At 55.7% G+C, this 26,420-nt stretch carries 27 protein-coding genes and 1 pseudogene; 14 read left to right on the top strand and 14 right to left on the bottom strand.

Annotation, left to right across the window (positions count from 1 at the left end; translation table 11 throughout):
* Positions 1-30: 30 nt before the first annotated feature.
* Positions 31-735: a haloacid dehalogenase type II gene (locus M5B44_RS25655; RefSeq protein ID WP_248740952.1), complete on the bottom strand. Its 705-nt coding sequence runs from the start codon at positions 733-735 to the stop codon at positions 31-33.
* Between the two features lie 110 nt (positions 736-845).
* On the opposite strand from M5B44_RS25655, the gene M5B44_RS25650 reads away from it, so the two are divergent.
* Positions 846-1,703 carry a LysR substrate-binding domain-containing protein gene (locus M5B44_RS25650; RefSeq protein ID WP_248740951.1) on the top strand — a complete coding sequence of 286 codons (858 nt, stop codon included), beginning with the start codon at positions 846-848 and terminating at the stop codon, positions 1,701-1,703.
* 21 nt (positions 1,704-1,724) lie between these two features.
* On the opposite strand, the gene M5B44_RS25645 is transcribed toward M5B44_RS25650, so the two are convergent.
* From M5B44_RS25645 to M5B44_RS25635, 3 genes and pseudogenes are all read right to left on the bottom strand, one after another.
* Positions 1,725-2,060 carry a hypothetical protein gene (locus tag M5B44_RS25645; protein ID WP_248740950.1) on the bottom strand — a complete coding sequence of 112 codons (336 nt, stop codon included), beginning with the start codon at positions 2,058-2,060 and terminating at the stop codon, positions 1,725-1,727.
* A 188-nt stretch (positions 2,061-2,248) separates the two neighbouring features.
* Positions 2,249-2,353 (bottom strand): annotated as a pseudogene (locus M5B44_RS25640) (PAAR domain-containing protein); the annotation flags it as partial.
* 138 nt (positions 2,354-2,491) lie between these two features.
* Positions 2,492-3,157, bottom strand: a complete 666-nt coding sequence (locus M5B44_RS25635; RefSeq protein WP_085712570.1) for a ribonuclease T2 — start codon at positions 3,155-3,157, stop codon at positions 2,492-2,494.
* Between the two features lie 170 nt (positions 3,158-3,327).
* Between M5B44_RS25635 and M5B44_RS25630 the strand changes: the two genes are divergently transcribed.
* From M5B44_RS25630 to M5B44_RS25605, 6 genes are all read left to right on the top strand, one after another.
* Positions 3,328-3,810 carry a hypothetical protein gene (locus M5B44_RS25630; protein ID WP_114884309.1) on the top strand — a complete coding sequence of 161 codons (483 nt, stop codon included), beginning with the start codon at positions 3,328-3,330 and terminating at the stop codon, positions 3,808-3,810.
* Positions 3,811-3,905: 95 nt separating this feature from the next.
* Positions 3,906-5,618 carry a copper resistance system multicopper oxidase gene (locus M5B44_RS25625; RefSeq protein ID WP_248740949.1) on the top strand — a complete coding sequence of 571 codons (1,713 nt, stop codon included), beginning with the start codon at positions 3,906-3,908 and terminating at the stop codon, positions 5,616-5,618.
* Positions 5,619-5,629: 11 nt separating this feature from the next.
* On the top strand, positions 5,630-6,487 hold the full coding sequence (locus tag M5B44_RS25620; protein WP_248740948.1) for a copper resistance protein B: 858 nt from the start codon (positions 5,630-5,632) through the stop codon (positions 6,485-6,487).
* A 31-nt stretch (positions 6,488-6,518) separates the two neighbouring features.
* The gene (copC, locus tag M5B44_RS25615) at positions 6,519-6,893 is read left to right on the top strand and encodes a copper homeostasis periplasmic binding protein CopC (protein WP_248740947.1); all 375 of its coding nucleotides are present in this window, start codon (positions 6,519-6,521) and stop codon (positions 6,891-6,893) included.
* 3 nt (positions 6,894-6,896) lie between these two features.
* Complete coding sequence (copD, locus tag M5B44_RS25610) at positions 6,897-7,760, top strand: copper homeostasis membrane protein CopD (RefSeq protein WP_248740946.1); 864 nt, start codon at positions 6,897-6,899, stop codon at positions 7,758-7,760.
* A 59-nt stretch (positions 7,761-7,819) separates the two neighbouring features.
* Entirely contained in the window at positions 7,820-8,605 is a 786-nt protein-coding gene (locus tag M5B44_RS25605; protein WP_248740945.1) for a transporter substrate-binding domain-containing protein, read from the top strand.
* Between the two features lie 48 nt (positions 8,606-8,653).
* Here the strand turns inward: M5B44_RS25605 and M5B44_RS25600 are convergent, their stop codons facing one another.
* From M5B44_RS25600 to M5B44_RS25590, 3 genes are all read right to left on the bottom strand, one after another.
* Complete coding sequence (locus M5B44_RS25600) at positions 8,654-8,869, bottom strand: hypothetical protein (protein ID WP_085712578.1); 216 nt, start codon at positions 8,867-8,869, stop codon at positions 8,654-8,656.
* Between the two features lie 111 nt (positions 8,870-8,980).
* Entirely contained in the window at positions 8,981-9,679 is a 699-nt protein-coding gene (locus M5B44_RS25595) for a hypothetical protein (protein ID WP_248740944.1), read from the bottom strand.
* A gap of 108 nt (positions 9,680-9,787) precedes the next feature.
* Positions 9,788-10,150, bottom strand: a complete 363-nt coding sequence (locus M5B44_RS25590; RefSeq protein WP_248740943.1) for a DUF6124 family protein — start codon at positions 10,148-10,150, stop codon at positions 9,788-9,790.
* 1,093 nt (positions 10,151-11,243) lie between these two features.
* Between M5B44_RS25590 and M5B44_RS25580 the strand changes: the two genes are divergently transcribed.
* Positions 11,244-12,557, top strand: coding sequence for a hypothetical protein (locus M5B44_RS25580; protein ID WP_248740942.1), 1,314 nt, complete (start codon positions 11,244-11,246; stop codon positions 12,555-12,557).
* 107 nt (positions 12,558-12,664) lie between these two features.
* On the opposite strand, the gene M5B44_RS25575 is transcribed toward M5B44_RS25580, so the two are convergent.
* The gene (locus M5B44_RS25575; protein ID WP_248740941.1) at positions 12,665-12,958 is read right to left on the bottom strand and encodes a hypothetical protein; all 294 of its coding nucleotides are present in this window, start codon (positions 12,956-12,958) and stop codon (positions 12,665-12,667) included.
* An 899-nt stretch (positions 12,959-13,857) separates the two neighbouring features.
* On the opposite strand from M5B44_RS25575, the gene M5B44_RS25570 reads away from it, so the two are divergent.
* On the top strand, positions 13,858-14,412 hold the full coding sequence (locus M5B44_RS25570) for a hypothetical protein (RefSeq protein ID WP_248740940.1): 555 nt from the start codon (positions 13,858-13,860) through the stop codon (positions 14,410-14,412).
* 439 nt (positions 14,413-14,851) lie between these two features.
* On the opposite strand, the gene M5B44_RS25565 is transcribed toward M5B44_RS25570, so the two are convergent.
* Both M5B44_RS25565 and M5B44_RS25560 read right to left on the bottom strand, forming a co-directional pair.
* Positions 14,852-15,349, bottom strand: a complete 498-nt coding sequence (locus tag M5B44_RS25565) for a DUF6392 family protein (protein ID WP_248740939.1) — start codon at positions 15,347-15,349, stop codon at positions 14,852-14,854.
* A gap of 151 nt (positions 15,350-15,500) precedes the next feature.
* On the bottom strand, positions 15,501-16,202 hold the full coding sequence (locus M5B44_RS25560) for a hypothetical protein (RefSeq protein ID WP_248740938.1): 702 nt from the start codon (positions 16,200-16,202) through the stop codon (positions 15,501-15,503).
* A gap of 176 nt (positions 16,203-16,378) precedes the next feature.
* Here M5B44_RS25560 and dusA point away from each other — a divergent pair, with 176 nt between their 5' ends.
* A complete protein-coding gene (dusA, locus tag M5B44_RS25555) occupies positions 16,379-17,374 on the top strand; it encodes a tRNA dihydrouridine(20/20a) synthase DusA (RefSeq protein WP_248740937.1) in 996 nt (331 codons plus the stop codon).
* A 75-nt stretch (positions 17,375-17,449) separates the two neighbouring features.
* Positions 17,450-17,830, top strand: a complete 381-nt coding sequence (locus tag M5B44_RS25550) for a DUF2388 domain-containing protein (RefSeq protein WP_248740936.1) — start codon at positions 17,450-17,452, stop codon at positions 17,828-17,830.
* Here the strand turns inward: M5B44_RS25550 and M5B44_RS25545 are convergent, their stop codons facing one another.
* The gene (locus M5B44_RS25545) at positions 17,831-18,661 is read right to left on the bottom strand and encodes an undecaprenyl-diphosphate phosphatase (RefSeq protein WP_248740935.1); all 831 of its coding nucleotides are present in this window, start codon (positions 18,659-18,661) and stop codon (positions 17,831-17,833) included.
* 506 nt (positions 18,662-19,167) lie between these two features.
* Here M5B44_RS25545 and M5B44_RS25540 point away from each other — a divergent pair.
* The 3 genes from M5B44_RS25540 (at position 19,168) to M5B44_RS25530 (ending at position 22,622) form a co-directional block, all read left to right on the top strand.
* Positions 19,168-19,908: a winged helix-turn-helix domain-containing protein gene (locus M5B44_RS25540; protein ID WP_248740934.1), complete on the top strand. Its 741-nt coding sequence runs from the start codon at positions 19,168-19,170 to the stop codon at positions 19,906-19,908.
* Positions 19,909-20,200: 292 nt separating this feature from the next.
* Positions 20,201-20,845 (top strand): winged helix-turn-helix domain-containing protein, encoded by a 645-nt coding sequence (locus tag M5B44_RS25535; RefSeq protein WP_085713181.1) that lies wholly within the window; start codon positions 20,201-20,203, stop codon positions 20,843-20,845.
* Between the two features lie 382 nt (positions 20,846-21,227).
* Positions 21,228-22,622 carry an undecaprenyl-phosphate glucose phosphotransferase gene (locus M5B44_RS25530; protein ID WP_085713180.1) on the top strand — a complete coding sequence of 465 codons (1,395 nt, stop codon included), beginning with the start codon at positions 21,228-21,230 and terminating at the stop codon, positions 22,620-22,622.
* A 289-nt stretch (positions 22,623-22,911) separates the two neighbouring features.
* On the opposite strand, the gene M5B44_RS25525 is transcribed toward M5B44_RS25530, so the two are convergent.
* From M5B44_RS25525 to M5B44_RS25515, 3 genes are read right to left on the bottom strand one after another with little or no spacing between them, the layout of a single operon-like run.
* Positions 22,912-24,990, bottom strand: a complete 2,079-nt coding sequence (locus tag M5B44_RS25525) for a YjbH domain-containing protein (RefSeq protein ID WP_248740933.1) — start codon at positions 24,988-24,990, stop codon at positions 22,912-22,914.
* Positions 24,987-25,751, bottom strand: a complete 765-nt coding sequence (locus M5B44_RS25520; RefSeq protein WP_248740932.1) for a capsule biosynthesis GfcC family protein — start codon at positions 25,749-25,751, stop codon at positions 24,987-24,989. Before M5B44_RS25520 ends, M5B44_RS25525 begins: the two co-directional genes overlap by 4 nt.
* Complete coding sequence (locus M5B44_RS25515; protein WP_139831917.1) at positions 25,748-26,413, bottom strand: YjbF family lipoprotein; 666 nt, start codon at positions 26,411-26,413, stop codon at positions 25,748-25,750. The genes M5B44_RS25520 and M5B44_RS25515 overlap by 4 nt, the downstream gene beginning before the upstream one ends.
* Between the last annotated feature and the right edge of the window lie 7 nt (positions 26,414-26,420).

The following is a 26,420-nucleotide window of genomic DNA, read 5'->3' as shown; positions in this document are numbered from 1 at the left end:
GCGAAACTCCTTGATGACGGGCGAGGTTCATTACCAGCCGAGGGACGAGAACAGCGGCAACACTTCGTCCAGCGTGTTGAGGATCGCGTCGGGCCGATAGTCCGGCAGCAACTGACGACCGGTCCCGCGGTCGATCCATACGCAGCGAAAATGCATGTCGCGGGCTGCCGTGTGATCGAGCATAGGGCTGGCGCAGATGTGCACCACCTGCTCGCGGCTGACGCCCAATTGCTCATGAGCGTAGTCGAACAGCCGGGGCGCCGGCTTATAGGCGCCGGCCTGTTGCGCGGTGATCACACGGTCAATATGGCCGCCCAGTTGAGCGACATTGCCGGCGATGATGTCGTCATCGGTGTTGGAGACAATGCACAGCTTGAAACCCCTAGCCTTGAGCTGCGCGAGGGTGTCGACGACTTCGGGAAACGGCGGCATCTGCGGAATCGCGGCGGCCAGGCGCTGGCTGTCTTGGCTGGCACTCGCCAGCCCCAGTTCCTCCAGGGCCAGTTGCAGGCCGAGGGTACTCAACTCGCGGAACGAGCGGTGTGGCGGCGTCTGCTCCAGACGATGTTCGTGGCGGTCGTAGACCTCGATCAGGCGCCCGGCATCGACCCGGTGTTCGCCCTTCTCGCTCAGGATCCGCCCGGCCACGGCGCGCAGGCCTTCGTCCCATTGAATCAAGGTGCCGTAGCAATCGAAGGTCAGCCATTGCGGGCGCGGTGTGTTGATCAACGTCATGGGAGCATTCCTCTGCAAGTGAGGGCTTCAGCTTATGAATTCGGGGTGATAGTTTGAAATTAAATAAATAGCCAACCGTAAGTTGCCAAACAAATATCGAGACTGCTGCCATGCTGGATCTGGAATTGCTGAAAACCTTCGTTTGCGTGGTCGATGAAGGCAGCTTCACCCGCGCCGCCGAACGCGTCCATCGCACCCAATCCACGGTCAGCCAACAGGTACGAAAACTCGAAGACCTGGTCGGCCATGCCCTGCTGTTACGCGACCGCACCGGGCTGAACGTCAGCGTCACCGAACACGGCGAACTGCTGATTCATTACGCGCGCCGTTTGCTGGCCTTGTCGGCCGAGGCCAGCGAAGCCCTGGCCAGCGATCTGGATCTGGAAATCCTGCGCATCGGCATGCCGGAAGACTTCGACGCCCGGCGCATGGCGCTGATCCTCGCCGGCTTCACCCGCAGTCATCCGCAAGCGCGACTGGAAACCATCAGCGGCATGAGCCTCGATCTGCGACAACGCCTCGACAGCGGCGAAATCGACATTGCCCTTATCAAACGCGAACCCGACAGCGGCCCCGCTTGGGCCACATGGCCGGAACGACTGGTTTGGGTCAAGGGTGCGGAGTTCGATTCATCCGGTGGCGTACTGCCGCTGGCGCTGTTTCCCCAAGGCTGCCTGTACCGGCAACGGGCGATCCGCCTGCTCGACGTGGCGCAACGCCCTTGGCGCGTGGCGTTCGGCAGCCACAGCCTGACCGGCATTCAAGCGGCGGTGGCTTCCGGGCTCGGGGTTTCAGTACTGCCGGCATCAGCGGTATTGCCGGAGCATCGGGTGTGCACAGACTTGCCGCCGCTGCCGCCGACGGAGCTGGCGCTGGTCAGCCGCGAGGGGGTGTTGAGCGGGTTGCAGCGAGGGTTGGTGGAGTTTTTGCGTGGGGAACTGGGGGTAGATGCAGGGGGATTTGCTTGATCCCCCCGATTGGCGCTGAGTTCAGGGTTTGTTGACTTCGCGCAGCAGGTCTGCGACCGGGAGGTTCATGGTGTTTGAGTAGTAGGGTTTGTAGCCGTAAGCGGTGACGACGACTTTGCAGGGGATTTGTTGTTTGCCTGAGAGAAGTTGGTTGATTTCTGCCACTGACAAGTATCTTTCCGAGCTTCGATCGCTAGAGGTCTCGGAAATGAAAGCATGGGTCAGATAAGAGTAGCCCGCTGGGGCTCCGTCTCTTTTATCGGGCAATATCAGGCCAAACGCTGAAAAGCGAATCGCTTTGCCAACCGAGAAATCCTGATCATCAGCCAAAGCACAATGAAGCATGCCTGAAGCCATTCCTACCCTTTCTCCCCGGCCAAAAAGATCCAAGACATCAACATTCGACTGATATCTGATTACATATAAAGACCTGTCTCTCTCAACTGAGACATAGCTCAAGTTCGCTGGAGGCCATGCATGGTCTTTTGCACAACCAGAACAAATCACGATTAGCAGGCAAACGAACAATCTAAACATCAGGAAAATTCGAAATTCACGTTCGGCGAACCACTGACAATCGGGTTGGTGCCATGTCCCGGTAATGGGCAGGCTGTCGGGTCGGTCACTCGGGCAGCGGGTTTTCCGCTCATGAAAAAGCTCCTTGCAGTATCGCGTCATCATCCGTGGGGCGCGCAGCATGAACAAAGTCGTGGCGCTGATCAAATCTGCACGCAAAAAAACAGGCGCCTGAAAAGGCGCCTGTTTTTTATGGCCGGTAACCGATTGCGTTATCGCGACGGCGGAACCCGGATATCCCCCGCCCGGCATTGGGTTTTCACGCCCTTGCCGCACGCACCGAATTGCAGGTCCTTGCCCATGCACACCCGCACTTCCGAGAGTTCCGGGCCACTGCAGATGACGGCGATGCCGTCGGCCGGGATGCCCGGATTGCTCTTGCGGAACAGGTCGGCGATTTCCTGTGCTTCGAAGTAATAAGAGTTGCTGAACGGTTGCAGCTCTTGCGGGATTGTCACCGCCGCCACGGCTTTGTCCGCTTCGTCGAAGTAGCCCATCGCACCCAGGCCGCTGCAGGTGCCGTGCTTGCTCCATTCGTGGTCGAGGAGTTTTTTCGTCGGGAACAGCGTCATGCCCTTGGCTGTTTCAGCGGCCGAGAGCGTGGTCACTGGCGGGCAGGATTCCGGCCAGCCGCCCTTGGCGTATTGCGGCCACAGGCCGTGCAGGACAAAACCGTAGCCCTTGCCGGTGCATTGCGGGTCGTCCTTGTGGGTGAGGCAGAACGTCGGCGACCAGGACAGCGTCAGCAGGTAGTAATCGAACACCCCCGCCACCGATTCTGTCGGTGCCTTGTTGGCGTGTGACTGGCGCGCCGAACTCAGGCCGATGCTACCGACCGTCAGCGCAATCAGCGCCATAATTGTAAAAAGCTTTTTCATGTTCCCGTTCCTTGGGACGCGTGCGTCCGTGGTTTTTGTGGTCTGACCGTCAAATGGTCAGGGGCTGATTGAGTCATGCCAGTGTTGCAAGCGCATGACGCAAGGCAAAGCTGTACTACGTTGAAAGGTCTACGATTAATAAGCAGACACCACAAACAGGGATCCCCGAAATGAGTAAAGCAGACGAACTCGCCGCGAAGCTCAAGCAAACCCGGCACACTCACGCGGACGACATCACCTGCGCCGAACTGGAAATCGATTGCTGGCCGGCGGTGGTCTACGACCTGTATCACCGCATCGAGGGCTGGTTGCAACCGGTCACCGAGGTGGGACTGAAGATTCGGCGAAATCCTACCCATGTTTGCGAAAGTTCACCGGACGGCGAGCCCCACGACTACGCCATCGACCAGTTGATCATCGAAGCCAACCATCACAGCCTGACGTTCGATCCCATTGCGCGATTCACCGAAGACGGTGCAGGGCGTGTGCAAATTGTCCTGCCGGGCAAGGAAACTTCACTGCTGCGCACCGTCGATGAACACGGCGAGAGTCACTGGTGGTTGCAGACCATCGAGACCGGGCAACAACTGGATGCGATTGCGCTGACGGAAAACAACCTGTTGCTGGTGGTCCAGGAGGGACTCGGATTGTAGGTTGAACCTGACGCAACTGTAATCCGCGCCTCAGCCAACTGAAAGCTGCCGCTGGTTAGCCTCCCCGTCATTGGTCAAACGGGGACTTCCAGCGCATGCTTTCCAACACCTCAAGACGCACCTTCGTCAAAGGCCTGGCCGCCGGCGGTCTGCTCGGCGGCCTCGGCCTGTGGCGCACGCCGGTGTGGGCACTCAACAGCCCCGGTCAACTCAACGAACTGACCGGCACCGACTTCGAGCTGTTCATCGGCGAAACCCCGGTCAACTTCACCGGCCAGCCACGTACCGCGATGACCATCAATGGCGGCGTCCCCGGTCCCCTGCTGCGCTGGCGCGAAGGCGACACCGTGACGCTGCGGGTGCGCAACCGGCTCAAGGCCGACACCTCGATCCACTGGCACGGCATTCTGCTGCCGGCCAACATGGACGGCGTGCCGGGCCTGAGCTTCAAGGGCATCGAACCGGGTGGCGTGTACGTCTATCAATTCAAGGTGCGCCAGCACGGCACCTACTGGTATCACAGCCATTCCGGGTTGCAGGAACAGGCCGGCGTCTACGGGCCGCTGGTGATCGACGCCCGGGAGCCGGAGCCGTTCCAGTACGACCGCGAGCACGTGGTGATGCTCAGCGACTGGACCGACGAAGACCCGGCCAGCCTGATGAAAACCCTGAAAAAGCAGTCCGACTACTACAACTACCACAAGCGCACCGTTGGCGATTTCATCCAGGACGTCGGCGAAAAAGGCTGGGGCGCCACCGTTGCCGACCGCACGATGTGGGCGCAGATGAAGATGAATCCCACCGACATCGCCGATGTCAGCGGCGCCACGTACACCTTCCTGATGAACGGCCACGCGCCTGACACCAACTGGACAGGGCTATTCCGGCCCGGTGAAAAACTGCGGCTGCGGCTGATCAACGGCTCGGCCATGACTTACTTCGACGTGCGCATTCCCGGTTTGAAAATGACCGTGGTCGCCGCCGACGGCCTGCACGTCAAACCGGTGACCGTCGATGAACTGCGCATCGCCGTGGCGGAAACCTATGACGTGATCGTCGAGCCCGCCGCCGACGCCTACACCCTGTTCGCCCAGGCCATGGACCGCACCGGTTACGCCCGTGGCACCCTCGCCGCCCGCGCCGGTTTGTCGGCCCCGGTACCGGCGCTGGATCCGCGACCGCTGGTGACCATGGACGACATGGGCATGGGCGGCATGGATCATGGCTCGATGGACATGAGTGACATGAGCGGCATGGATCACGCCAGCATGAACATGGGCCCGATGCAGTCGCACCCCGACAGCGAAAAGGACAACCCATTGGTGGACATGCAAGCCATGACCACCGCCGCGAAACTCGACGACCCCGGCCTCGGCCTGCGCAACAACGGGCGCCGCGTGCTGACCTACGCCGACCTGCGCAGCACCTTCGAAGACCCCGACGGCCGCGATCCGGGCCGTACCATCGAACTGCACCTCACCGGCCACATGGAGAAATTCGCCTGGTCGTTCAACGGCATCAAGTTCTCCGACGCCGAGCCCCTGCGTTTGAAGTACGGCGAGCGCATCCGCCTGGTGCTGGTCAACGACACGATGATGACCCACCCCATTCACCTGCACGGCATGTGGAGCGATCTGGATGACGAAAACGGCGACTTCCAGGTGCGCAAACACACCATCGACATGCCCCCCGGCACCCGCCGCAGCTACCGCGTCACCGCCGATGCGCTGGGCCGCTGGGCCTTTCACTGTCATCTGCTTTATCACATGGAAATGGGCATGTTCCGTGAAGTGCGGGTGGAAGAATGAGGACGCCGACCATGACTCGATTTGCCGTGTTTTCGTTGTCACTTCTGTCGCTGTCTTCGGCGTTCGCCGCCAGCGACATGCAGGGCATGGACCACAGCCAGATGGGCGATCTGCAAAGCATGGACGACGGCATGATGCAGCCCGCCGCGCCGACCGAAAGCCGCACGCCGATCCCGAAGTTGACCGACGCCGACCGTGCCGCCGTGTTCACCAGTCACGGCGGCCACCAGGTGCACGACAGCGCCCTCAACACTTACTTCCTCGCCGACAAACTCGAATGGCAGAACGGCGACGACGCCAGCACCCTGGCCTGGGATTTGTCCGGCTGGATCGGCGGCGACATTGATCGCCTGTGGCTGCGCTCCGAAGGTGAACGCAGCAACGGCAAGACCGAAGACGCAGAGATCCAGGCGCTCTGGGGCCACGCGATCTCGCCGTGGTGGGACGTGGTCAGCGGCGTGCGCCAGGACTTCAAACCCGGCGCCCCGCAAACCTGGGCCGCGTTCGGTCTGCAGGGCATGGCGCTGTACAACTTCGAAGCCGAAGCCACGGCGTTCCTCGGCGAAAACGGCCAGAGCGCGGTGCGGCTGGAGGGTGACTACGACATCCTGCTGACCAACCGGCTGATCCTGCAGCCCACCGCAGAACTCAACGTCTACGGCAAAAACGATCCGCAACGCGGGATCGGTTCAGGCCTTTCGAACACCGAAGCCGGCTTGCGTCTGCGCTATGAAATCCGCCGCGAATTCGCGCCGTACATCGGCGTGACCTGGAACCGCACCTACGGCCACACCGCCGATTACGCACGGGAAGAAGGCGAGGATCGCAGCGAAGCGCGACTCGTCCTCGGCGTGCGGATGTGGTTCTGAATCCCTTCAAAAAACAACACAGAGGTCTTGCATGCGCACACTGAAAATCTCCCTCGTCCTCGCCACCGGCCTGCTCCTGAGTACACTGGCCCAGGCCCACCCGAAACTGCTGTCGTCGACCCCGGCCGAAGGTGCGGACGGCGCGTCTCCCGAGAAAATCGAACTGCATTTTTCCGAGAACCTGATGACCCAGTTCTCCGGCGCCAAACTGGTCATGACCGAAATGCCCGGCATGGCCCACTCGCCGATGCCAATGAAGGCCAAGGTCAGCGCCGGCAGCGATCCGAAAACCATGCTCGTCACCCCGCTCTCGCCTCTGCCCGCTGGCACCTACAAGGTCGAATGGCGCGCAGTGTCGTCGGACACTCACCCGATCACCGGCAACGTCACGTTCAAAGTGAAGTGACCGATGGCCGACCTGATCAACATCCTGCTGCGGATGGCGTTGTACGTGGATTTGCTGTTGTTGTTCGGGGTGGCGTTGTTCGGGTTGTACAACACTGACGCGTCGCTGCGGTTTCGGCCGATGCTGCGCGGGATGGCGTTGATCGGAGCACTGTTGTCAGTGGCGGGCCTGGTGCTGATGACCCGCGCCATGAGTGGCGAAACGGAATTCGCAGCGCTGTGGCCGCATCTGCAAATGATGCTGTTCGAGACCGATGTCGGCGTGGCGTGGGCGGTGCGGATGATTGCGCTGATCGCCGTGATGATCTGGCCAGGGTTGTGGCTGGCGTCGATAGTCGGCGCACTCGCCCTCGCCTCTCTGGCCTGGAGCGGGCACGGCGCGATGGATGGCGCGTGGCACCTGCTCAGCGACATCCTGCACCTGCTCGCGGCGGGTGCATGGATGGGCGCGATGTTGGCGTTGATCTTGATGTCGCAGCTCGACGCTCTGTGCAGCGAAGCGCGCATTCGTTCGCTGGCCGATGCCGTCAAACGTTTTGAAGGCGTGGGCGCGGCGATTGTGCTCATCCTTTCGGTGACCGGTGTGGCGAACTACCTGTTCATCGTCGGCCCGACGTTGGGCGACGTCTTGCTCGGCACCTACGGGATACTGCTGGCGATCAAGGTCGTGCTGTTCGCCGGCATGCTGGTTTTAGCAGCGTTGAACCGCTTTCACCTCGGCCCGTTACTGGAGCAATCGTTGCGCGACGGCCAGCATCAAGTGGCAGCCAATGCGCTACGACGCAGTGTTGCCGTGGAGCTCGGGATGGCGCTGTTGATCGTAGCGCTGGTGGCGTGGCTGGGAACGCTCGGGCCGGACGCGGGATGACACCCGGCAAACCCTTTCACTACACTGGCCCGCACTCCCACTGCACAAGCCCGATCACAATGACAATTCAAAAAAGCACGATGATCTTCTGCGGTTTGCTGGCGCTGGCCGGCACCGCCCAAGCGCAAGAGCCAGCCTCACACCTGGACACCATCCAGCAACAGGGCCAGTTGCGCGTCTGCACCACCGGCGACTACAAGCCCTACACCTTCAAACGCGAAGACGGCGGTTTCGAAGGCATCGACATCGCCATGGCGCAATCGCTGGCCGACAGTCTCGGCGTGAAGATCGAGTGGGTGCAGACCACCTGGAAAACCCTGATGCCGGACATGCAGGCCGGCAAATGCGACATCGGCATGGGCGGGATTTCGGTGACGCTGGAACGGCAGAAAAAGGCCTATTTCAGCAACACCCTCGACGTCGACGGCAAGATCCCGCTGGTGCGTTGTGCCGACCAGTCCAAGTACCAGACCATCGAGCAGATCAACCAGCCGAACGTGCGCCTGGTCGAACCCGCCGGCGGCACCAACGAAGCCTTCGTCCACGCCTTCCTGCCCAAGGCGCAACTGGCGTTAAATGACAACGTGACGATCTTCCAGCAACTGCTCGACAACAAGGCCGATGTGATGATTACCGACGCTTCCGAAGCGCGGTATCAACAGAAACAGAAACCCGGTTTGTGCGCGGTCAACCCGGAGCAGTTCATGCAGTACGGGGAAAAGGCCTACCTGCTGCCCCGTGATGACATGAGCTGGAAGCTGTATGTCGATCAGTGGCTGCACTTGAGCAAGGTGACCGGGAAGTATCAGAAGGTCATTGGCGAGTGGCTGGCAGGGCCGCAATAAAACGCTTCAAGACGAAAAAAGGGCGCCTCGATGGGCGCCCTTTTCTATTCAATCGTCATGCAACATGCCGGAGCTGTACTGGTTGAGACTGGCGCCAATACCGGTGCCGCCGAACTTCAGCGTATTGGCGCTGGCGCGCCCTTCCGGCGACTGGCAATCCGAAGAAAAACAACTGGTGGTGGTCAACCCACCGGAGCCCGAACAGGCACTCAATACCGAGACAGCTGCAGCGATCAACAGCACTTTGACGACATTGGCACTCATGGCACGGCTCCCCTTGGATGAAACGATCTTATCGCTGCATCCTAGGCGCCCCCGCGCGCCGACAACATGAAACTTTCGCCATCGACAGCGCGGGTTCAGGCAGAACGGTGATTACTCGTTCAGATCCTTGACCAGATAAGTGCCAACAATCTGCGAAACACCGGTCAGCGCCTCACGGACCAGCTCCGGCTCGGTGCGATAACGCAGCGGCTCGTAACCATAGGTGTTGGCGCCGTTGAACGGCGTGATGGGTTCCTTGCGCTGCCAGATCAACTCATCGCCACGCTTCAGGGCACCGTTCACGGCAATCGTCGGATACACCACGCTGCTGAAACCTTGCGTCAGCGCAAAGCCCCAGGTGACCACCGTCAACTCGATCTGCGCATCGGCGGGCTCGTTATCGGCGACGATCTTGAAACGACCGCTGGCCGCCAGTTGATCCTCGAACCCCTTCTTGACCAGTTTGCCCAGGTCGATATCAGCACTCGTCATGTTGTACTGAATCGCCTCGACCGTAGACATCGACGCCAGATCCCCGGCCTTCAACCCCGCCGCAAACCCGGCCCCACTGAGTGCCGCCGTGCCCAACTTCCCGGCATGGGACGCCATCCCGACACCCGCGCCGACACCGGCCCCGATTGCAGCGCCCCAGGCCTGCTCGCGGCCCATGTAGGTCATTTCTTTGTTGCTCCACGTCACCGGGAGAATCTTCACGGTGTGGATCTGGGTGCGGTATTCGGGTTTGAACTTCTGATTGGCACAGCCTGCGAGGAACAGGACGGCGAACATCACGACAACTAGTTTTTTCATGGACGACTCAAGACGCGGAATGGAATGCGTAAGTTGTCGTCCATGTTGAAGAATTCTGAAGAAACACTGCCCTCCCGTGGCGGCATTCGCCACGGAAGGTGTTTGCACTTACGACTTCGGCTCGACGTGATCCAGCGCCTGATTCACCGCCAGCCCCGCGACCATCACCACCTGCGCGATGCCCAGCGCCGTTTTGCGGTGACCGGGTTCCAGGATTGCGGCGAAGTTGCTGAGCATTTCACTGGCGGAATCGAGGGACTCGCTGGCGTTGGCCAACAGGGATTCGCTGGTGTAGGCAGGGTTGGCCAAGAACATGGGGTCGTGTTCGGTGTGACTGCCCATGATGCGTTGTTGCGGGGTGAGGTAATGGTCGAGGGCGCGTTCGGCGGCTTCGTTGAGTTTTTTGGAATCTGGGAATTGATAAGGTGAAACCGGATCGGTTTCGGGTGGGTTGGGTGTTGGTTTGAACATGGATGAATCCTCTAGCGCGATTACCAAAAGGAACCATCACCCTTCGCTACCAAACGTTGGGTGGCGGCCATACGCGGGTTGGTAGACCGGTCGCACTAGAACCCGGCGCCCACGAATGGGCCCCACGCATGACCACCATGAAATCCGAGCCCTGAAAAGGACTGCGCATGGAGACGCCATGAGTCTAGAACGAAGCAGGCTACCAAACCCGATCACTGGTTTTCAGTGACCCGAGAACGATAAAAGCCACTGCCTAGACGCACAAGCCGGCGGATTCTGTCTTAGGTGTAGGGGGTGGCGCAAGGATGTGTAGGGTTTGGATGACTACGGCAAGGCTCACATAAACGAGTGAGAATTCAAAATAAACAAATCCGTTCATTTTTGTTTACGGGGATCATCACGTACTACCGCGATAAGACGATCGGCAAAGAGAAGACGGTGACGGCTGAGATACAGAGCAAACTGCGACGACTGCGGTGCCTATCTGCCTCAGAAAAATCTGCAAAGAACAATGGGGACAGATTTATTTACCACCTAGAAGTCAAAAACAAATAAATCTGTCCCTTTGGTCCCGTCTCTTTTGTCCCAAATCCGTTGACAGGACGTCACACATGGCAAAGCCCGCCGCCCGCACCAGCGATCCCACCAGTTGCCCCATGCCCGGACACGGCCCAAAGCCATCGCCTTTGGATTAAATAGATCTGTCCCCCCTATTGTTGAGGAACATGGGGTCGTGTTCGGTGTGGCTGCCCATGATGCGTTGTTGCGGGGTGAGGTAATGGTCGAGGGCGCGTTCGGTTGGAGGGAGTCAGCAATACCGGCATGGCAACACAACCCCAAAAACTGGAAAGCAATGGCTCATTCGGAACAAAGTAACTGCCCTTCCTCTTGGTAATCACTGCATCAGACTAGTCGAGAGCTTGCCGGCTGGTCTGAAAGACTTGGGCGATGCGTAGGCGTTTCAGCATCACTTTTTTTTGAGAAGGGTATCGACTACGATCGTTCCTCCAAAAATGCCGTTTACAGGAAGTTCTTCGTGCGCCCGATTTCGAACCAGCGTTTCAATGCATTCGCCGCATACTGCAGAGACCCCATGACCTTGTTTATTGCGGATGAAATCCATTGGTACGAAGCAGATGGCGCACGTATCGTCGCAACGATTATCAAAGATAGGCCGGACAGTGAGTTCTCTGGAATAATATTAGCTCGCGATGAAAAAGAACGTTATCGTTGGATTTCATCTACCGATTTTTTTAAATCAAAGATAGAAGCCAGGGCCGCCCTTCGCAGTAAAATAAACGAAATAATCCCAAACCTTGAAAGAAAAAGATTGCAAGGCGACAACAATCTTAAGCCAGTAGACTTTTTCACGCCGTTAGAAAAAACCAAGCAACCACTGAACCCGTCGTTTTTGAGCCTCACAACACTTGAAGGGTATTCCCCTGCAAAAGAAATTATCGAGCCGATGATGCGATGGTATGAGGACGCAGATGGAAATTTTATAGAACAGTTTCAGACAACAGGATTCGACTCAAGAATATGGGAACTATATTTGTTCTCTCTATTCACTGAAGCCGGTTACTCCATTGACAAGTCGAGTGCAATACCTGACTTCTGCTGCTCCGGAATCCCGGGAAAATTCAGTGTTGAAGCAACCACAGTAAACGCTTCCCGTGACAAAAAAGGCAATATAGTTCCGCCGCCGACCATTAGCACGAAAGAAGAATTTATGGCGGTTCAACGTGACTACTTCCCGATTAAATTCGCAGGCCCACTCACTGACAAACTAAAAAAGCGCTATTGGGAGAGAGAAAACGTAAGCGGCAAACCATTCATCCTCGCAATACAGGATTTTCATACACCTATCGCAATGACCATTTCCCGTGACGCATTGCCTACTTATCTATACGGGATCCGTGAAGCAGAAAATTCCACTCAAGAAAATCCAGCTTACGAAACAATCGAATTTCATAAATGGGGTGAAAAAACAATCCCGTCGAACTTCTTTAGCTTGGATGGAGCAGAAAATATCAGCGCGGTTATTTTTAACTCTAGCGCTACCATTTCAAAGTTTAATAGAATCGGACTACAATCCGGCTTCGGTTCTAACCGTACACGACTACAGCGTTTTGGCACCGCATATATAAACGGCACGGTTACTGAATACAACCATCGTGTATCGGAATACTCTAAGCCTGAAATGTGGAGCGAAGGGCTTGAAGTCTTTCACAACCCTCGCGCAATCCACCCGCTAAGAATGGAAATGTTACCGGGAGCAGCTCACCACTTCTTAATGGACACAGGTGCAATTGAATCTTGGCTACCGGCGTGGCAACCTATTCAATCTTTCATCAAAATCACGGTAGAACAAACACCTGAAGAGACCGAGAGCAATTTAACAACATAAAACAATGGGGACAGATTTATTTATTGTCAATTTTTGGCTCGTTCAGCCACCCTAACAAAATAAATAAATCTGTCCCCTTTCAGTTATGATATGTCAAATCAGAACTTTTATAGCGTTGAAGTAGCGTTTCCAGGAATGCAGTCACAGTCGAATCGTCCTGCAAAAACGCTTTCACTTTTTTTGATTTCGTCTTTTCCCAGATCCGCTATGTCTTCATCAAGCGTGCCCGCCCAATCCGAAAGTATGTCCTGCCACTGTACATCTTCCTCTTCCGATATCTCGAAGTTCTCTTTCAGCCACGCATAGGCCTCAAATTCACCGCCAAAACCTTCCATCCCCCAGACGCGATCCATTTCAGCAAGAATTGATTCAATTAACTGCAGTCTGGTTAGATTTGCCATGGTTTGATTCACCTTTTCGATCCATAGGGCAAAACATACCCGATTCCTATTGCGAAGCCCGCTACGATTGGTGCGATTAAAAAGGGGAGACAGGGGATTTATTTACAGTCTAGAACCAGAAACAAATAAATCTGTGACCTCACCAGCCACCACCCAGCCGCAAATTGACTTCAGTAATAAGAAGAAAAAAGAGGGCAGACTTATTTGCATTGTAGAAAACAAATCAATTATACCCGCCCTCTTTCACTTGATACTTACTTACATTCGCAAGTAGGGGCTGAGCTACCAGTACCATTAGAACAACTTGCAGTCTGCCCTGCTTGACAATTGGTTTGACATTGCTGGTCGCCATTCGTGTTTGTAGCGGTGCAAGCTTGGGAAAGACCACTAAAGCCGAAGAAAACCAGCAAAGTTAATGCCATAGCCACATTTCTTGTTTTCATAATCGTCACCTTTCATAGCCATACGCGTGATGCGCCCGCACCAAGCAGTGTTCAATATAGTTCGCATTGATTACTGCGCTATCTTTTTTTCAGCGCGAATGGCTCAGATTCCCATCTACAACGCATCTAGCAGTCTTTTTTTAAAAAAACATGAGAATTCCTACATGGCACGTTGGTAAAAACTTACATAAATCTACCAATGACACATCTACCAAACCCGTCATACACGCCACGAAAGCGCTTGAACCCTAACACCAAATATCACAAAAAGATCGCATAATAGCTTTTGGCAACAACCATTATTAACAAAAAATATAACAACCAACTTATCCACAACCACAGAACCGACCTAAACTCCCAAAAAAACACAAAACAACATAAGAACTTTGCCAATCTGACTTACAACAAACAATTCCTTACATGCAGGTTCATGACTCGACCACAAAGGCATTCAGAATGAAAAATATAGCCAGAGAACCAGCAAAGCCACCAACCGAAAAAAATCTTAAAAAAATCAAATACATATCACACCTAACACTATTCATAGCTATAACTTTAAGCAGCAACTTTGCTAATGCCGAAACATCGACAAAGGCGCAAAAAGCTGCCAATTTCGTTGAAAGCTTTCAGAAAACTTGCACAGCATACAATCAGAGCGGCTCAATATCGTTTAACCTTGCAACGTTTGCTTATATTCCAGAATCCGGAGAAGTGATGGTAGGTGTAATAATAAAAAATGACCATACAGGCCAAGGCTTCGGCACACTAACACAAACTTCACTTTCGGAGCTTGATCCGCGGCCTTCTTTTGAGGACTTCACAAGAGGAAACAGCAGCGTGCCAGTCATAAAATTCCAATGTGCAAATAGCGCTTGCGCCAGAAACATCGGGGGTGCTGGAGAAGGTACAATAGGATATATAATGATACCCGACTGTAGCGGAGGAAACAAACTTGCAAATGCATTTAGTCAGTTAATAAAAGAATCTGGCGGAAAGGCATCAGCATACTAATGCAGTAATGAGTTCAAAGTTAAGCCCCCCCCGGGCAAACAATTAGAATAAGGAATAACGGGGACAGATTTATTTATTGAACGCTCAGCGGCCGAACTAAAAAAAGGTACTCCTTCGCGAACTATCATCACAATCGGAGAGAAGTATAGCGTGCGTTACATATACCGTTTCAAAGCATGCTGGAGCCATAACGAGATGAGCTAACAAGCTAACAATGGGAACAGATTGATTTATCACCTAGAAATCCAAAACAAATAAATCTGTCCCCTGCCCCATTGTTCATTGTTCATTGTTCATTGTTCATTGTTCATTGTTCATTGTTCATTGTTCATTGTTCATTGTTTGTCCCTATTGTTTAGTTCTTGCCTGCGTCCAGCATACGCCTAGTATGCATTGTTCCGGCTTGAGTGGTTTATATCTAGATTATCTTTGGGCCTGTTCAAGCCGATGCGTCGAAAAGAGAAATTGCTATAACGTTCAATTTCTCATCTTCACCATACTGCAAATCCATCAGTGCTGCAGGATGTAAATCCGTATTCAGTTGAAAGTGGTCGGAAGTGGGGAGTCCCTGAGTGTTATCCGCCTCAGTGCTGGACAGCGGCATGCCAACGTACTTATATGAGTCATTTCTTTGCTGAAACTGATCAAAAGGCTTGGGTAGCGGGTCGGAATATATAGTTAGATTCAGTCCTGTATAATTCCTTAACCTGATGTAGATCGATTCAAGTCTTTGGGCAATTGGATCAAAGACCAGCTCTAGGCCAGGAATGCTCTCGATTTCAAGTGAGTAGCTATCCTCATACTGAGATTCGCGGAGGGAGTTTTTCTCAACCAGCCCAAGCTTCACAAGGTCGTGATATGACTTTCCAATATTGTTGATCAGTAACTCAAGCAGCGCTTTCATTGGCGTTTCCAGTTGCACGCTTTCATCAATCATTTAGTTTTATGAATTTTGAAACCGTTAACATGCTTTAGTCCAAGGGAATAATGGACAGACTTATTTATCGCCAAATAATTAGCAAATAAATCTATCCCTTTTCTATTTTTTCTATTACTGGCGAGGTGTATTACACGCCAAAGCATCAAATTTAGAAAGATTCGACCGGCTTTTTGGTCTGCTCAACAAGCTTGTTCTCGTCAAGTTTCGGGAAAGAAAACTTGATCATGATGACCGATTCCTCGCCCTCGCCCGTGACAATCAGATCAGCCCCCCTGACATTCGCAGGCGCGGCTGCCATCAAACCAGAAACACTAGGTGTCCCTTTGATCGAGGCGGCGCCCTCAATAAACGAGTAGGTCAGGTTATTGGCGTTTAGAGCGACACTTTCGTAGTTGGTGAGTTTAGCGGTGTACTCATCCTTGCTTTTAGCTTTAGCCGCCAGATCGACGAGATCCAGCATGGACTTGCCGTCAGCCAGTGCGACCAGACCGAACGACTTGGCCAGCGCACCGATGGCACGCCCGAACAGTTCACGCTCATAGGGCGCGAACAGTGAAACCATAATCAGCTTGTCACTGCTGAACACCAAACCAGCGGTGAATTTCTGGTCAATGAAATCCACATCGTCAATACACCGGGCGGGAGCGCCCACCTCTGCCGAGCAGTCATAGTAACCACCAGCCTCGGTGTATTTCGTGATAGGCGTGTCGTAAGCGTAGGTCTTGAACAGGTTGTCGGCCGCAACGGCATTCTGCATAGCGCCAACGAGGCCGGCCACACAAAGCATTAACGCATGGATTTTTTTCGACATGGATTCCGTTCCTGCAAGGATGTGGACATTGATAGCCACATGCTATCAATCCTGCGGCGGATTTGTCTCGCTCAATCCAGTGCAGGTTGAGCCAGCTCAGCACTTCCAGAAGTCGGACGCTGTAAACCCACTCTGCCATTCCTACCCCCCAAGCTCCCTCCTCCCATTCCTGATAAACTCCCCCACCTCCCAGCCACACCGATTCCGTACCCCCAATGCCCCCAATCACCGCCACACCCGCCCCACTCTCCCGCCGTTTCTCCGTCGCGCCGATGATGGATTGGACGGACCGCCATTGCCGGCACTTCCTACGCCTGCTGTCGAAAAACGCCCTGCTCTACACCGAGATGGTCACCACTGGCGCTCTGCTCAACGGCGATCACGAACGCTTCCTCCGTCACAACGAAGCCGAACACCCTCTGGCCTTGCAGTTGGGCGGTAGTGTCCCGCTGGACCTGGCCGCCTGCGCCCGTATGGCGCAGGAGCACGGTTACGACGAGGTGAATCTGAACGTTGGTTGCCCGAGTGATCGGGTGCAGAACAATATGATCGGTGCGTGCCTGATGGGGCATCCGCAGTTAGTGGCGGATTGTGTGAAGGCGATGCGGGATGCGGTGTCGATTCCGGTGACGGTGAAGCACCGGATCGGGATCAATGGGCGGGACAGTTATGAGGAGCTGTGCGATTTCGTCGGCACGGTGCGGGATGCCGGATGCACGAGTTTTACGGTGCATGCGCGGATTGCGATTCTGGAGGGGTTGTCGCCGAAGGAGAACCGTGACATTCCGCCGCTGCGTTATGACGTGGCGGCGCGGTTGAAGGCGGATTTTCCGGAGCTGGAGATCATTCTGAACGGCGGGATCAAGACGATGGAGGCCTGCCATGAGCATTTGCAGACCTTTGACGGGGTGATGCTGGGCCGCGAGGCTTATCACAATCCGTATCTGCTGGCCGAGGTGGATCAGCAGTTGTTCGGCAGTTCGGCGCCGGTGATTACGCGGGCCGAGGCGTTGGCGCAACTACGGCCTTATATTGCCGAGCATCTGGCGACTGGCGGGGCGATGCATCACATCACGCGTCATGTGCTGGGCCTGGGCACCGGTTTCCCGGGAGCGCGCAAGTTTCGGCAGTTGTTGTCGGTGGATATTCACAAGGCCAAGGATCCGCTGGCGTTGCTGGATCAGGCGGCGGAGTTGCTGGCGGGTCGTTGATCGAGGCGTTGATTGTGCGGACAACGAATGAGCGTTGCCCGGTGTTTTGTTGTACTGACAGGATGTCTTTTGGTTATGCCCGCGTTCAGCCGCGTTTTATTCAAGCGTTTCACCCTCCTCGCTTTACTCTCGACTCTCTATGCAAGCGCCTATGCATCCTGTGATTTTTTGAAGGGGTGCGGTGAGGGAGGAGATGGCCCTTTTCAATCGACCCAGATGTCTGGTTTTCTGGTTTTCACGACGACGATGGTCACGGTCGACGGGATGTCGGACATTTCCGGACTGAAAAAACGTGTGTATTCGGTAGAGGAAATGGAAGCGGCACGTTATTTCCTCGCCAGCGACGGCATGCTGCAAGCCGCATATTTCACGTCAGCCTTGCAGCGTTTTCGTCGGGAATCACCTGATACAGCGTTGAGCGACCTCGCCGTCGCCGCGCTGATCAGCAGTCAGTGATCAAGCCGCCGCTTCCGTCCAGTTCACCCAGCCAAACACCCACGTCGCCAAAATCAGCAAACCAAACGCAATCCGGTACCAGGCGAACGCGGCGTAGCTGTGGTTCGCAATGAACTTGAGCAGGCCGCGTACGGCGATCATGGCGAAGACGAATGCGGTGACGAAGCCCAAGGCGAAGACCGGCAGGTCGCCTGCCTGAAACAGGTCGCGGTATTTGTAGCCGGAATACACCGCCGCACCGACCATGGTCGGCATCGCCAGGAAGAACGAGAACTCCGTGGCGGCTTTGCGCGACAGGCCGAACAACAGGCCGCCGATGATGGTGGAACCGGAGCGCGAGGTGCCGGGAATCATCGCCAGGCACTGTACGAAACCGATCTTCAGCGCGTCGGACCAGGCCATGTCGTCGACATGCTCGACACTCACCACATGATTTCGTTTTTCGGCCCACAACATCACGATACCGCCCACCACCAATGCGACCGCCACGGTGATCGGGTTGAACAGGTAATGATGAATGGCGTCGGCGAATAACACGCCGAGAATCACTGCCGGGAAAAATGCTATCAGCAGATTAAGTGTGAAGCGTTGTGCATTGCGCTGGGTCGGCAGGCCTATGACGATCTCGAAGATCTTCGGGCGAAACTCCCAGACGACGGCAAGAATGGCGCCCAGTTGAATAATGATGTTGAACGCCATCGCGCGTTCGCCACCGAAGTCGAGCAAGTCGGCAACGATAATCTGGTGGCCCGTACTGGAGATGGGCAAGAACTCGGTGAGACCTTCTACCGCACCTAAAACCAACACCTTGAACAAGGTCAGTAAATCCATTAATCCTCCGTCAGAACGCTCTTCAAGAGCGCCCGGTCAACTGCATTCAGGCATTGAGTATCTGCAATTAAACAATTGGCAGATCTACAGTCATTGCCCGATTTGGTGACGGAGAATATGTCTTATCAAAAGACACACTCAAGCCATGTTAATAATCGTCTGTCTGTGAACTTGTTCACTTAGTGGCAAAAATAACCTTGCGCCCCTAAAATGTGACCCACCTCACACTCCCCTGATTCTGGCGGCGAACCATACTGGCCATAGGACATAAAAACCGGTCGCCATACTTACAAAATAGTGGCACCATTGCACATCGCCACCATCTAACGACGTTCGTTTCGTTAGTTCAGCACCCCGAGAAAATCAACTAAAAGCTTGAAAAGCTTAATTATTGTTAAAAAACTCGGGAGCCACGTCTAAAAATCGCGCGAATGTTACCAATTGTCAGTCACAGATGAGAACCGGTGCTTTAACATCCCGATGTCCGCACTTTTTCGAGTCAAGGCATGATGCTTACAGGGAACTTAGCGACTAGAAGCTCGCACCAGACAAACGACGCGCCAGGTGTTCTTGCCCTGGCGCGTACCCGTGCTGTGGCCGAACACTTCAGAGCGCTAATCGCCAAACATGTGCAGACCGGTCTGGCGCTGGAAGCCGACTCTTTCACTAGTTCATATCAGCCAAACGAATATCACGGCGCCTATCGCGCCATTTTCATCGTCATCGATACTCCGCAAGCACTGGAAGACAATCTGGCGCTGGTGGAGAACCTGCGTACCGAGAACTTGAAGCCGATCATTTGTGCGGTGATTACCGGTCGCGGCGCCCACAACAAGATCAAATACCATCTTGCCGGGGCAGACATCTGTATCAAGCTCAATACCCTTTCCGATGAGGGCGGCGAGTTGCTGAGTGAGTTCTTCAGCAGTGAAGAATGGCTGCGTGACATTGATCTGATACTGGACCCGACCCGTATCTGCCTCTCCGACACCAGCAAGAAACTGGACATTTCCTTTGCCGAGATGAAGATCCTGGAAGCGTTTTCGCAAACCAGCAATCACATTCTCAGCCATGACGAAATCGCCGGCATCATGGGGCTCAACACGCACTTCTACGACCCTCGCGCACTGGAAAAATCCATCAGCCGCTTGCGTGGGAAAATCAAGGACGTGTACGGTACGAACGCCATACAGAGCATTCGCGGGTATGGCTACCGTCTGATGAGGGGGTTGATCTCGACCGCCTGAGTCAGGGAAATCACCATTTGCAGCATACGAGGGAACGTCTGATGCAACGCTACAACAATCCACGGTCTCACCGTTTTATTTGCATTATCCATCCAATAAAAAGCTGTCAATTGAATGAGCGCTGCAACACTTAAACATAACAATAAATCATTACTCTAAAAGCAGACCCAGTGGAACTTGTCGCGGGCCATAATCGGGCCCAGACCCTGCCTGTCGATTATTTCCGAGCACGTTATAACTCGTCTGCCGATTACCTTTTAGCCAAATTTGGTGCGTTATTCAGGAGAGAGACATGGAAACCAGTACAACCCTCCCACGAAAATATTTTGTTGTCGTGACCAATAACTCTGCGTCGCAACGTGAACTCGAGAGCATTCTCTCCAGTGAGCGTTTCAATTCGTTCGGTACGTCCCAGGCACAAATGTTTGTTGAAGGTGTTGCTTCGCCCTCTTCCACTCCCACGCTCATGGAGTTCACTTACCCACGCGGCACAAGGAAAAGCGTCGCTCGCAGTATTGAACACGATACACAGCGCATATTGGCCACCCTCGAATCCGAGTGGCTGGCGGCACAATCGGTAAACTCGCTCCAGAACTCACCTGCAATAGAAGACACCGGCTCCATTGAAGGCAATGTTCCCTGCACAGAGGCCTGGCATCTGGACAATGACCAGGGCGCACTCGTCAAGGAAGGTGTCGAGATCAGCCTCACCGGCCTCGAAACCGCACTGGTCAGAAAGATGCTGCACCACGAAGAACGTGTTGTCAGTCGCGACGATCTGATCCTCAGCATCGGCCGGGAACCGGAACAATATCGCGGACTGGAAATGTGCCTGAGCCGTCTTCAAGACAAGTTCAAAAGTGCCAGCAATGGTGAACGGCTGTTTCGTGCCGTGCGCAATCGTGGTTATTGCCTGATCCAGGAAGTTGTTGCCTGAGCACAGCCTCCATATCCAGAAATTGAAGCAAGTGCAATAACAAAAATAAAAAAGCACTTTGCTTGTTTGAACCTCCTTTTCAGTAATGCTTCCCTCCTCACCCTTCCTACGATAGCAAACAGATTATTGTTTGTTCACCCTTTGCCCTTTGACCTTTTCTAACGTTCGATTATTTCCCCAATCAATTGCTTGGCACTTTGCCATCTTGTTAGAACTCGTCAGACAGCTTCTTCCCCAATAACTTAGTCTATTGATTGACGACAGTTCGGCATACCGATGTTGTTACCTCAGAACATGGGCACCTAAAACAAAAACAACTCTGCTTAACAACTCGGATTTCAACTGTCGAAACCTGAATGGAAGTCTTTTGGGGATATCGCATATGGATCTCACTCTACGTATCAACCGAAACACCGGCCTCAAGGGACTTACCTTCTGGGGCCAATGGGCGCTGGCACAGTGCTTTATTGTTTCACTGTTATTTGTATTGGCTGAGCAGCACACGGGAACGGTCGAGTTCTATTACCGGATGTGCACCATGCTGGCCGTGCTGGCTTCGGTTCCGGCCTACACGTTCAGCGGCGCCTACCGCAAGCGTGACAACTACCTGACCGGCCTCGGACGGCTGCTGATGGGCTGGTCGATGACCATGGCCGGGCTGACGTTCATTGCGTTCATCTGCAAGGCCGATGAGCTGTTTTCCCGCCAGGTGATTCTTGACTGGGCGGTGTACGGTTTCCTCGGTCAGGCGCTGCTGTATGCGCCGCTGCATGCGTTTTCGAAGTACTACCAGCGTTCACGCAAAAGCGAGCACAAGACCCTGATCGTCGGCACCGGCGAACTGGCCCTGGGCCTGGCGAAGAAGCTCAGCGAACACGAAAACCTGCCGCTGGTGGGACTGGTCAGCAACGGCACCCTGCCCGCTCTGGACGCCGATGCTCCACGGGTCGTCGGCGATCAGGAAAACTTGCTGGAGCTGATCAAACGCCACGATATTCGCCGTCTGTACATCACGCTGTCGCTGTCTGAAGCGGCGAAGATCGAAGCGATGTATGTCGATCTGCTGGACGCCAACGTCGATGTGGTCTGGGTGCCGGACCTGAACAGCCTGACGCTGCTCAATCACTCGGTAAAAGTCGTGGACGGCCTGCCGGCGATCTACCTCAATGAAAGCCCGCTGACCAGCCGCCCGACCGCCGCCCTGAGCAAGAGCCTGATGGAGAAAAGCGTCGCGCTGCTGGCGATCATCCTGTTGAGCCCGGTGCTGCTGCTGATCTCGCTGGCGGTGAAACTCAGCTCGCCGGGTCCGGTGTTTTTCAAGCAGGATCGCCATGGCTGGAACGGCAAGGTGATTCAGGTCTGGAAGTTCCGCTCGATGCGCGTGCACGATGACCGCGACGTCAAACAGGCCAGCCGCAACGATTCGCGCATCACCGCCGTAGGGCGCTTTATCCGCCGCACTTCGCTGGATGAACTGCCGCAACTGTTCAACGTGCTGCAAGGCCACATGGCACTGGTTGGCCCGCGTCCGCACGCCGTAGCACACAACAACTACTACTCGGGCAAGATCCTCGCCTACATGGCGCGTCACCGAATCAAACCGGGCATCACTGGCCTGGCGCAGATCAGCGGCTGCCGTGGTGAGACCGACACTCTCGACAAGATGGAAAAGCGTGTAGAGATCGACCTGAAGTACATCAACAACTGGTCGCTGTGGCTGGATGTGAAGATTCTGGTGAAGACGCCGTTTACCCTGTTGTCGAAGGATATTTACTGAGACGCAGAGCTTCACAACGCAAGACCGCAAGGGGACGAAAGTCCCCTTTTTTGTGGGCGGGATTTGGGGGTTGGCGGGTAGCTTGCGAGTACGGTGGGTCAGTTGAATTGATGTCGACAGGACTCACGCCAATCGCGAGCAGGCTCGCTCCCACAAGGTTCCGGGTAATGCTGAAGATCAGGTATTACCCGATAACCTGTGGCAACGGTGGATGGATCAAGATCAGCATCCACCCCAAACCAAAACGGGAGCCAACAGGCTCCCGTTTTGACTTCCCCGTCTCCCGGACCTACTCGGTAATCTTCCCGAAGTTGCGATAGAACATGTCGTCTTCACGGCTATCGGTCATCGAGTGCAGCTGGAAGCTGCGGCTGAGCCTCGCACCACCGTCACGGGTCAGTGGCGCCCAGACCAGGTTGGCCCGGCGCATGGTCGACATGCTCATCATCTCGTCGAACGGAATCGACAGATAGATGCCCTTGTCGAAGCTACCTTCGCCGTATTCCGTACTGCCCGCCGTGGTGATGGTCGCCCAGGCACCGAAGCGCACGCCATTGGAAAACTCCCGGGAGATATCCAGCGTGCCGCCAAAGTCGCCCGCCAGATAGCGGCCGACGCTGACAGCCGCCAGTGTTTCGTAAGGCAGGTCGGTGTAACCGGTGATATGACCGGTCAGCACCGAATAATCACGCAGGCCGAAACCCTGATCGAATTCACGCTGACGCACGTAGTTCAGATCCGCACCAATCGCCCAGCGCTCACCGGTCGGACGGAACAGCACTTCGCCGCCGACACCGGCAAACATCGACTCCAGATAGCCGCCGTAGACCATGCCGTACAGATCCTTGTCCAGTTGCTCGGCGTGGCTGACCTGAAATAACGGCATGGTGGTGTCGGACGTGGTCAGGTACTGACGCAAGTCCGTGCGCACACGCGGCAAGCCGCTGGGTGCGTCGTATTTGAACTTGTCGAAGTTGTTCGTCAGGTTCTGGCTGAGCATGCCGCTCCACCAGGTATTGCGGTTGAAGCGGAACTCGGCGTCGAGGTCGGCACTGAATTGATAGAGCAAGCCATCCGGGCCACCGACGTTCTGCTTGAAGCCCAGGCCGGCGCCATAGCTGAAGTGTTGCAGCGGCTGGGTGTAGAGCGTCTTCTCGTTGTGCGGCATCGCCGGGTTGACCTCGGTGGTGCGGTGCAACGTTTGCAGCGGCTCTTCGTTGTTGATCACTTCGCGGAAGGTCTGACGCGGCACGCTGGTTTCTTCCAGCGGCAGGTCGTAACGCTTGTTCACCAGGGTGAACCAGTCGATGTCGTCGTTGACGCTGTTGTCCAGCACCCGGCTCGCGCGCCCCACCGCTTTGGAGGAATGGAAGTAGCGCTGCTGCTCGCCATACACGATCAATTCCGAATCACGCTGGGCAATGCGCTCGACCCGGTAGCCCGCATTTTGCTGCAGGCGTTGCGACACATTGGCCCAGTCAACCTGATCCATCGACGTGGTCGGAGCCTTCGCCGGCAGCGGCTCCGGCGGTGGATCGAAATTCTTGGCCGGCGCCTTGCGGCTGACGAAATTGGTGTGAAAGGTGACGCCGAACATCGCCGTGTTGCCCCGCTCCCACGCGGCGCTCACGTCGAGGGAGTCTGTCACCTTGAACACCGCGCCGAGGTTGATCGGCGAGTCCTGCTTGATCACGTTGTCCTTCGGTTCGTGCTTGTAATCGTTGCCTTCGTATTCGAGTTTCAGGCTCAGACGATCCCAGGGCGTCTGGTAACTCACGCCGCCGAAGAACGATGGCTGGCCGCGAAAGTACGAACCGGCGTTGACGTCACCGGTGCCTTTCAGGGACGGGCGCGTCTTGAAGCGATCATCGAGATAGCCGAACGGGTTGTCGATATCGCCGCGATTACCGATGTAGCCCCAGGCGATGCCGGCGCTGAAATCCAGGTTGTCGTAGCGCTTGTTGGCCACCAGAAATTCACTAGCGAACAAACCCGTACCGCCGACGTCTCGGAAGCCCAGGGAAACATCGGGGGCCCAATGGGTTTCCTCCCAGAGCCGGACTTTGACGTCGACCGCCTTGTCCTTATAGCTCTGGTTGCCGCTCATGGATTCCGGGCCGTAGGGACGGTTGGTAATGGCGGTGTAGCGAAACGAGCCTTCGAGCCAGTCCAGCGGCTGTAACGAAACGCTGTAGCGGCTGTAGGGCTCGGTGCGGTTGGCATTGACGCTCAACTCGCCGGCCGGGGACATGCGCGCGGTGGGTGTCTGCAACAGACCGGTGCCACCAAAATCGCCCTGGGTAATTCGCGGCTCGGCATGGACCAGGCCGCATGGCAATAACAACACAGCTGCAAAACGCAAATTCAACGAACCACCTCAGCCAACTGCGTGGCAATAAATTCGGCCAACTGCTGATTCAGTTCAGGGATAGGCGGATCCAGATCATCGTTTTTCAACGGCACCAGAATCTTGCTGCCGGCAACGGGAAACTGCCCGCTCTCACGATTCCAGTGAGCGATGCCGACGCGCCGCGAAACACCGTTGGGCTGGATCAGCCACAGGTAATCGGCGTCGGCATCGTCCTCCAGCAGCACGCAACTGCTGAGGTATTCACGGGCCTCGAGCAATGGCTGATAAGGCAGCCGGCAGGTCCCGGCGACCGCGCCGAGCACTTCCACTTCATCGACCCGTTGCGGGTAGATCAGGCGATCGCCGTCATCCAGACGAATGTTGCGGGCGAAGCCGACTTCCAGCGCCACCGGGTCCAGGTCCGCGATCTGGCGCCCGGTGACCGGCATCTGCCGCACGTCCTCGGCCATGCGCACCGCCAGGGCTTTGCGGCTCGGTCGATCGAACAGATCGGCCATGCGCTGCAACACCTCCAAGTCGAACAGCACGCCGACCTTGAGCCGGGTCTGCTCTTCCAGCAGGGACTGACGCAGCAGCACACCGGCCAGCCAGTAACCCTCGGCGTTAGGCACAGCCTCGCTGATCACATCGGTCAATCGGCCGCCCGGCGGCAACGTCACCGGCCCGGGGTTGGCCACATCGCCGGTGACCGTGACCGCTGCCTGACTTGCGCCGGCGAGCAACATCAAACCCGCCGACAGAACCCTCAAGCGCTTCATGGCAGATGCCTGCGATCAGGGGTCAGCTGCACGATCTTCACCCGCAGTTGCGAGGTCAGTTGCTGCTCACTCTGCACAATGAAACCGTCCACCGGATCGACCCAGTAACGATTGGTCGCCCGCAGGCCGATGGCCGGGACGTCGATACGTTCATCGACACGCAGCACGGCGTATTCCTTGTTCAGAATCTTCAGGGTTTCCACGGATTTGCGGGTGAAGCGGCTGTTGACGATCAACCCGACTTCCTGGCCCTTGTAGAGATCGATCCAGCGCTGGCTGGTCTGGCCATCGGTAACGTGTTGCAGACCGCGCTTGAACGGCGAGGCATCGGACAGACGCGTGCCGTCCAGGTCGCCCTCCGCGCCCAGGCCGATGCTGCGCACCGCAAGACCGTCGCGCAGCAGCAGGACCTGCTTGCCGGACGCCACCCAGAACTGCAGGTCATCGCGCTTGCGCACCAGCGCCAGCACACCGGAACCGGACGGCGTGGTGAGTTTGAGTTGCGGATAATTGACCTCGGCCACCTGGGCCGGCGTCACGTCGATATCATCCGGGCCGACCACCGCCGACTTCAGGTTGGTCACCGAGGCAACCATCAGCGGATTACAGCCACACAGCAACAAGGCCGCCATCAGGCAGACGCCAACATTCAAGGTTTTCAAAGTCGGC

Origin of the sequence: Pseudomonas sp. MWU12-2029 (assembly GCF_023242425.1) — a bacterium.
GTDB lineage: Bacteria > Pseudomonadota > Gammaproteobacteria > Pseudomonadales > Pseudomonadaceae > Aquipseudomonas > Aquipseudomonas kribbensis.
Note: the sequence above shows the minus strand (reverse complement) of the source record. Positions and strands in the feature narration are given on the sequence as shown.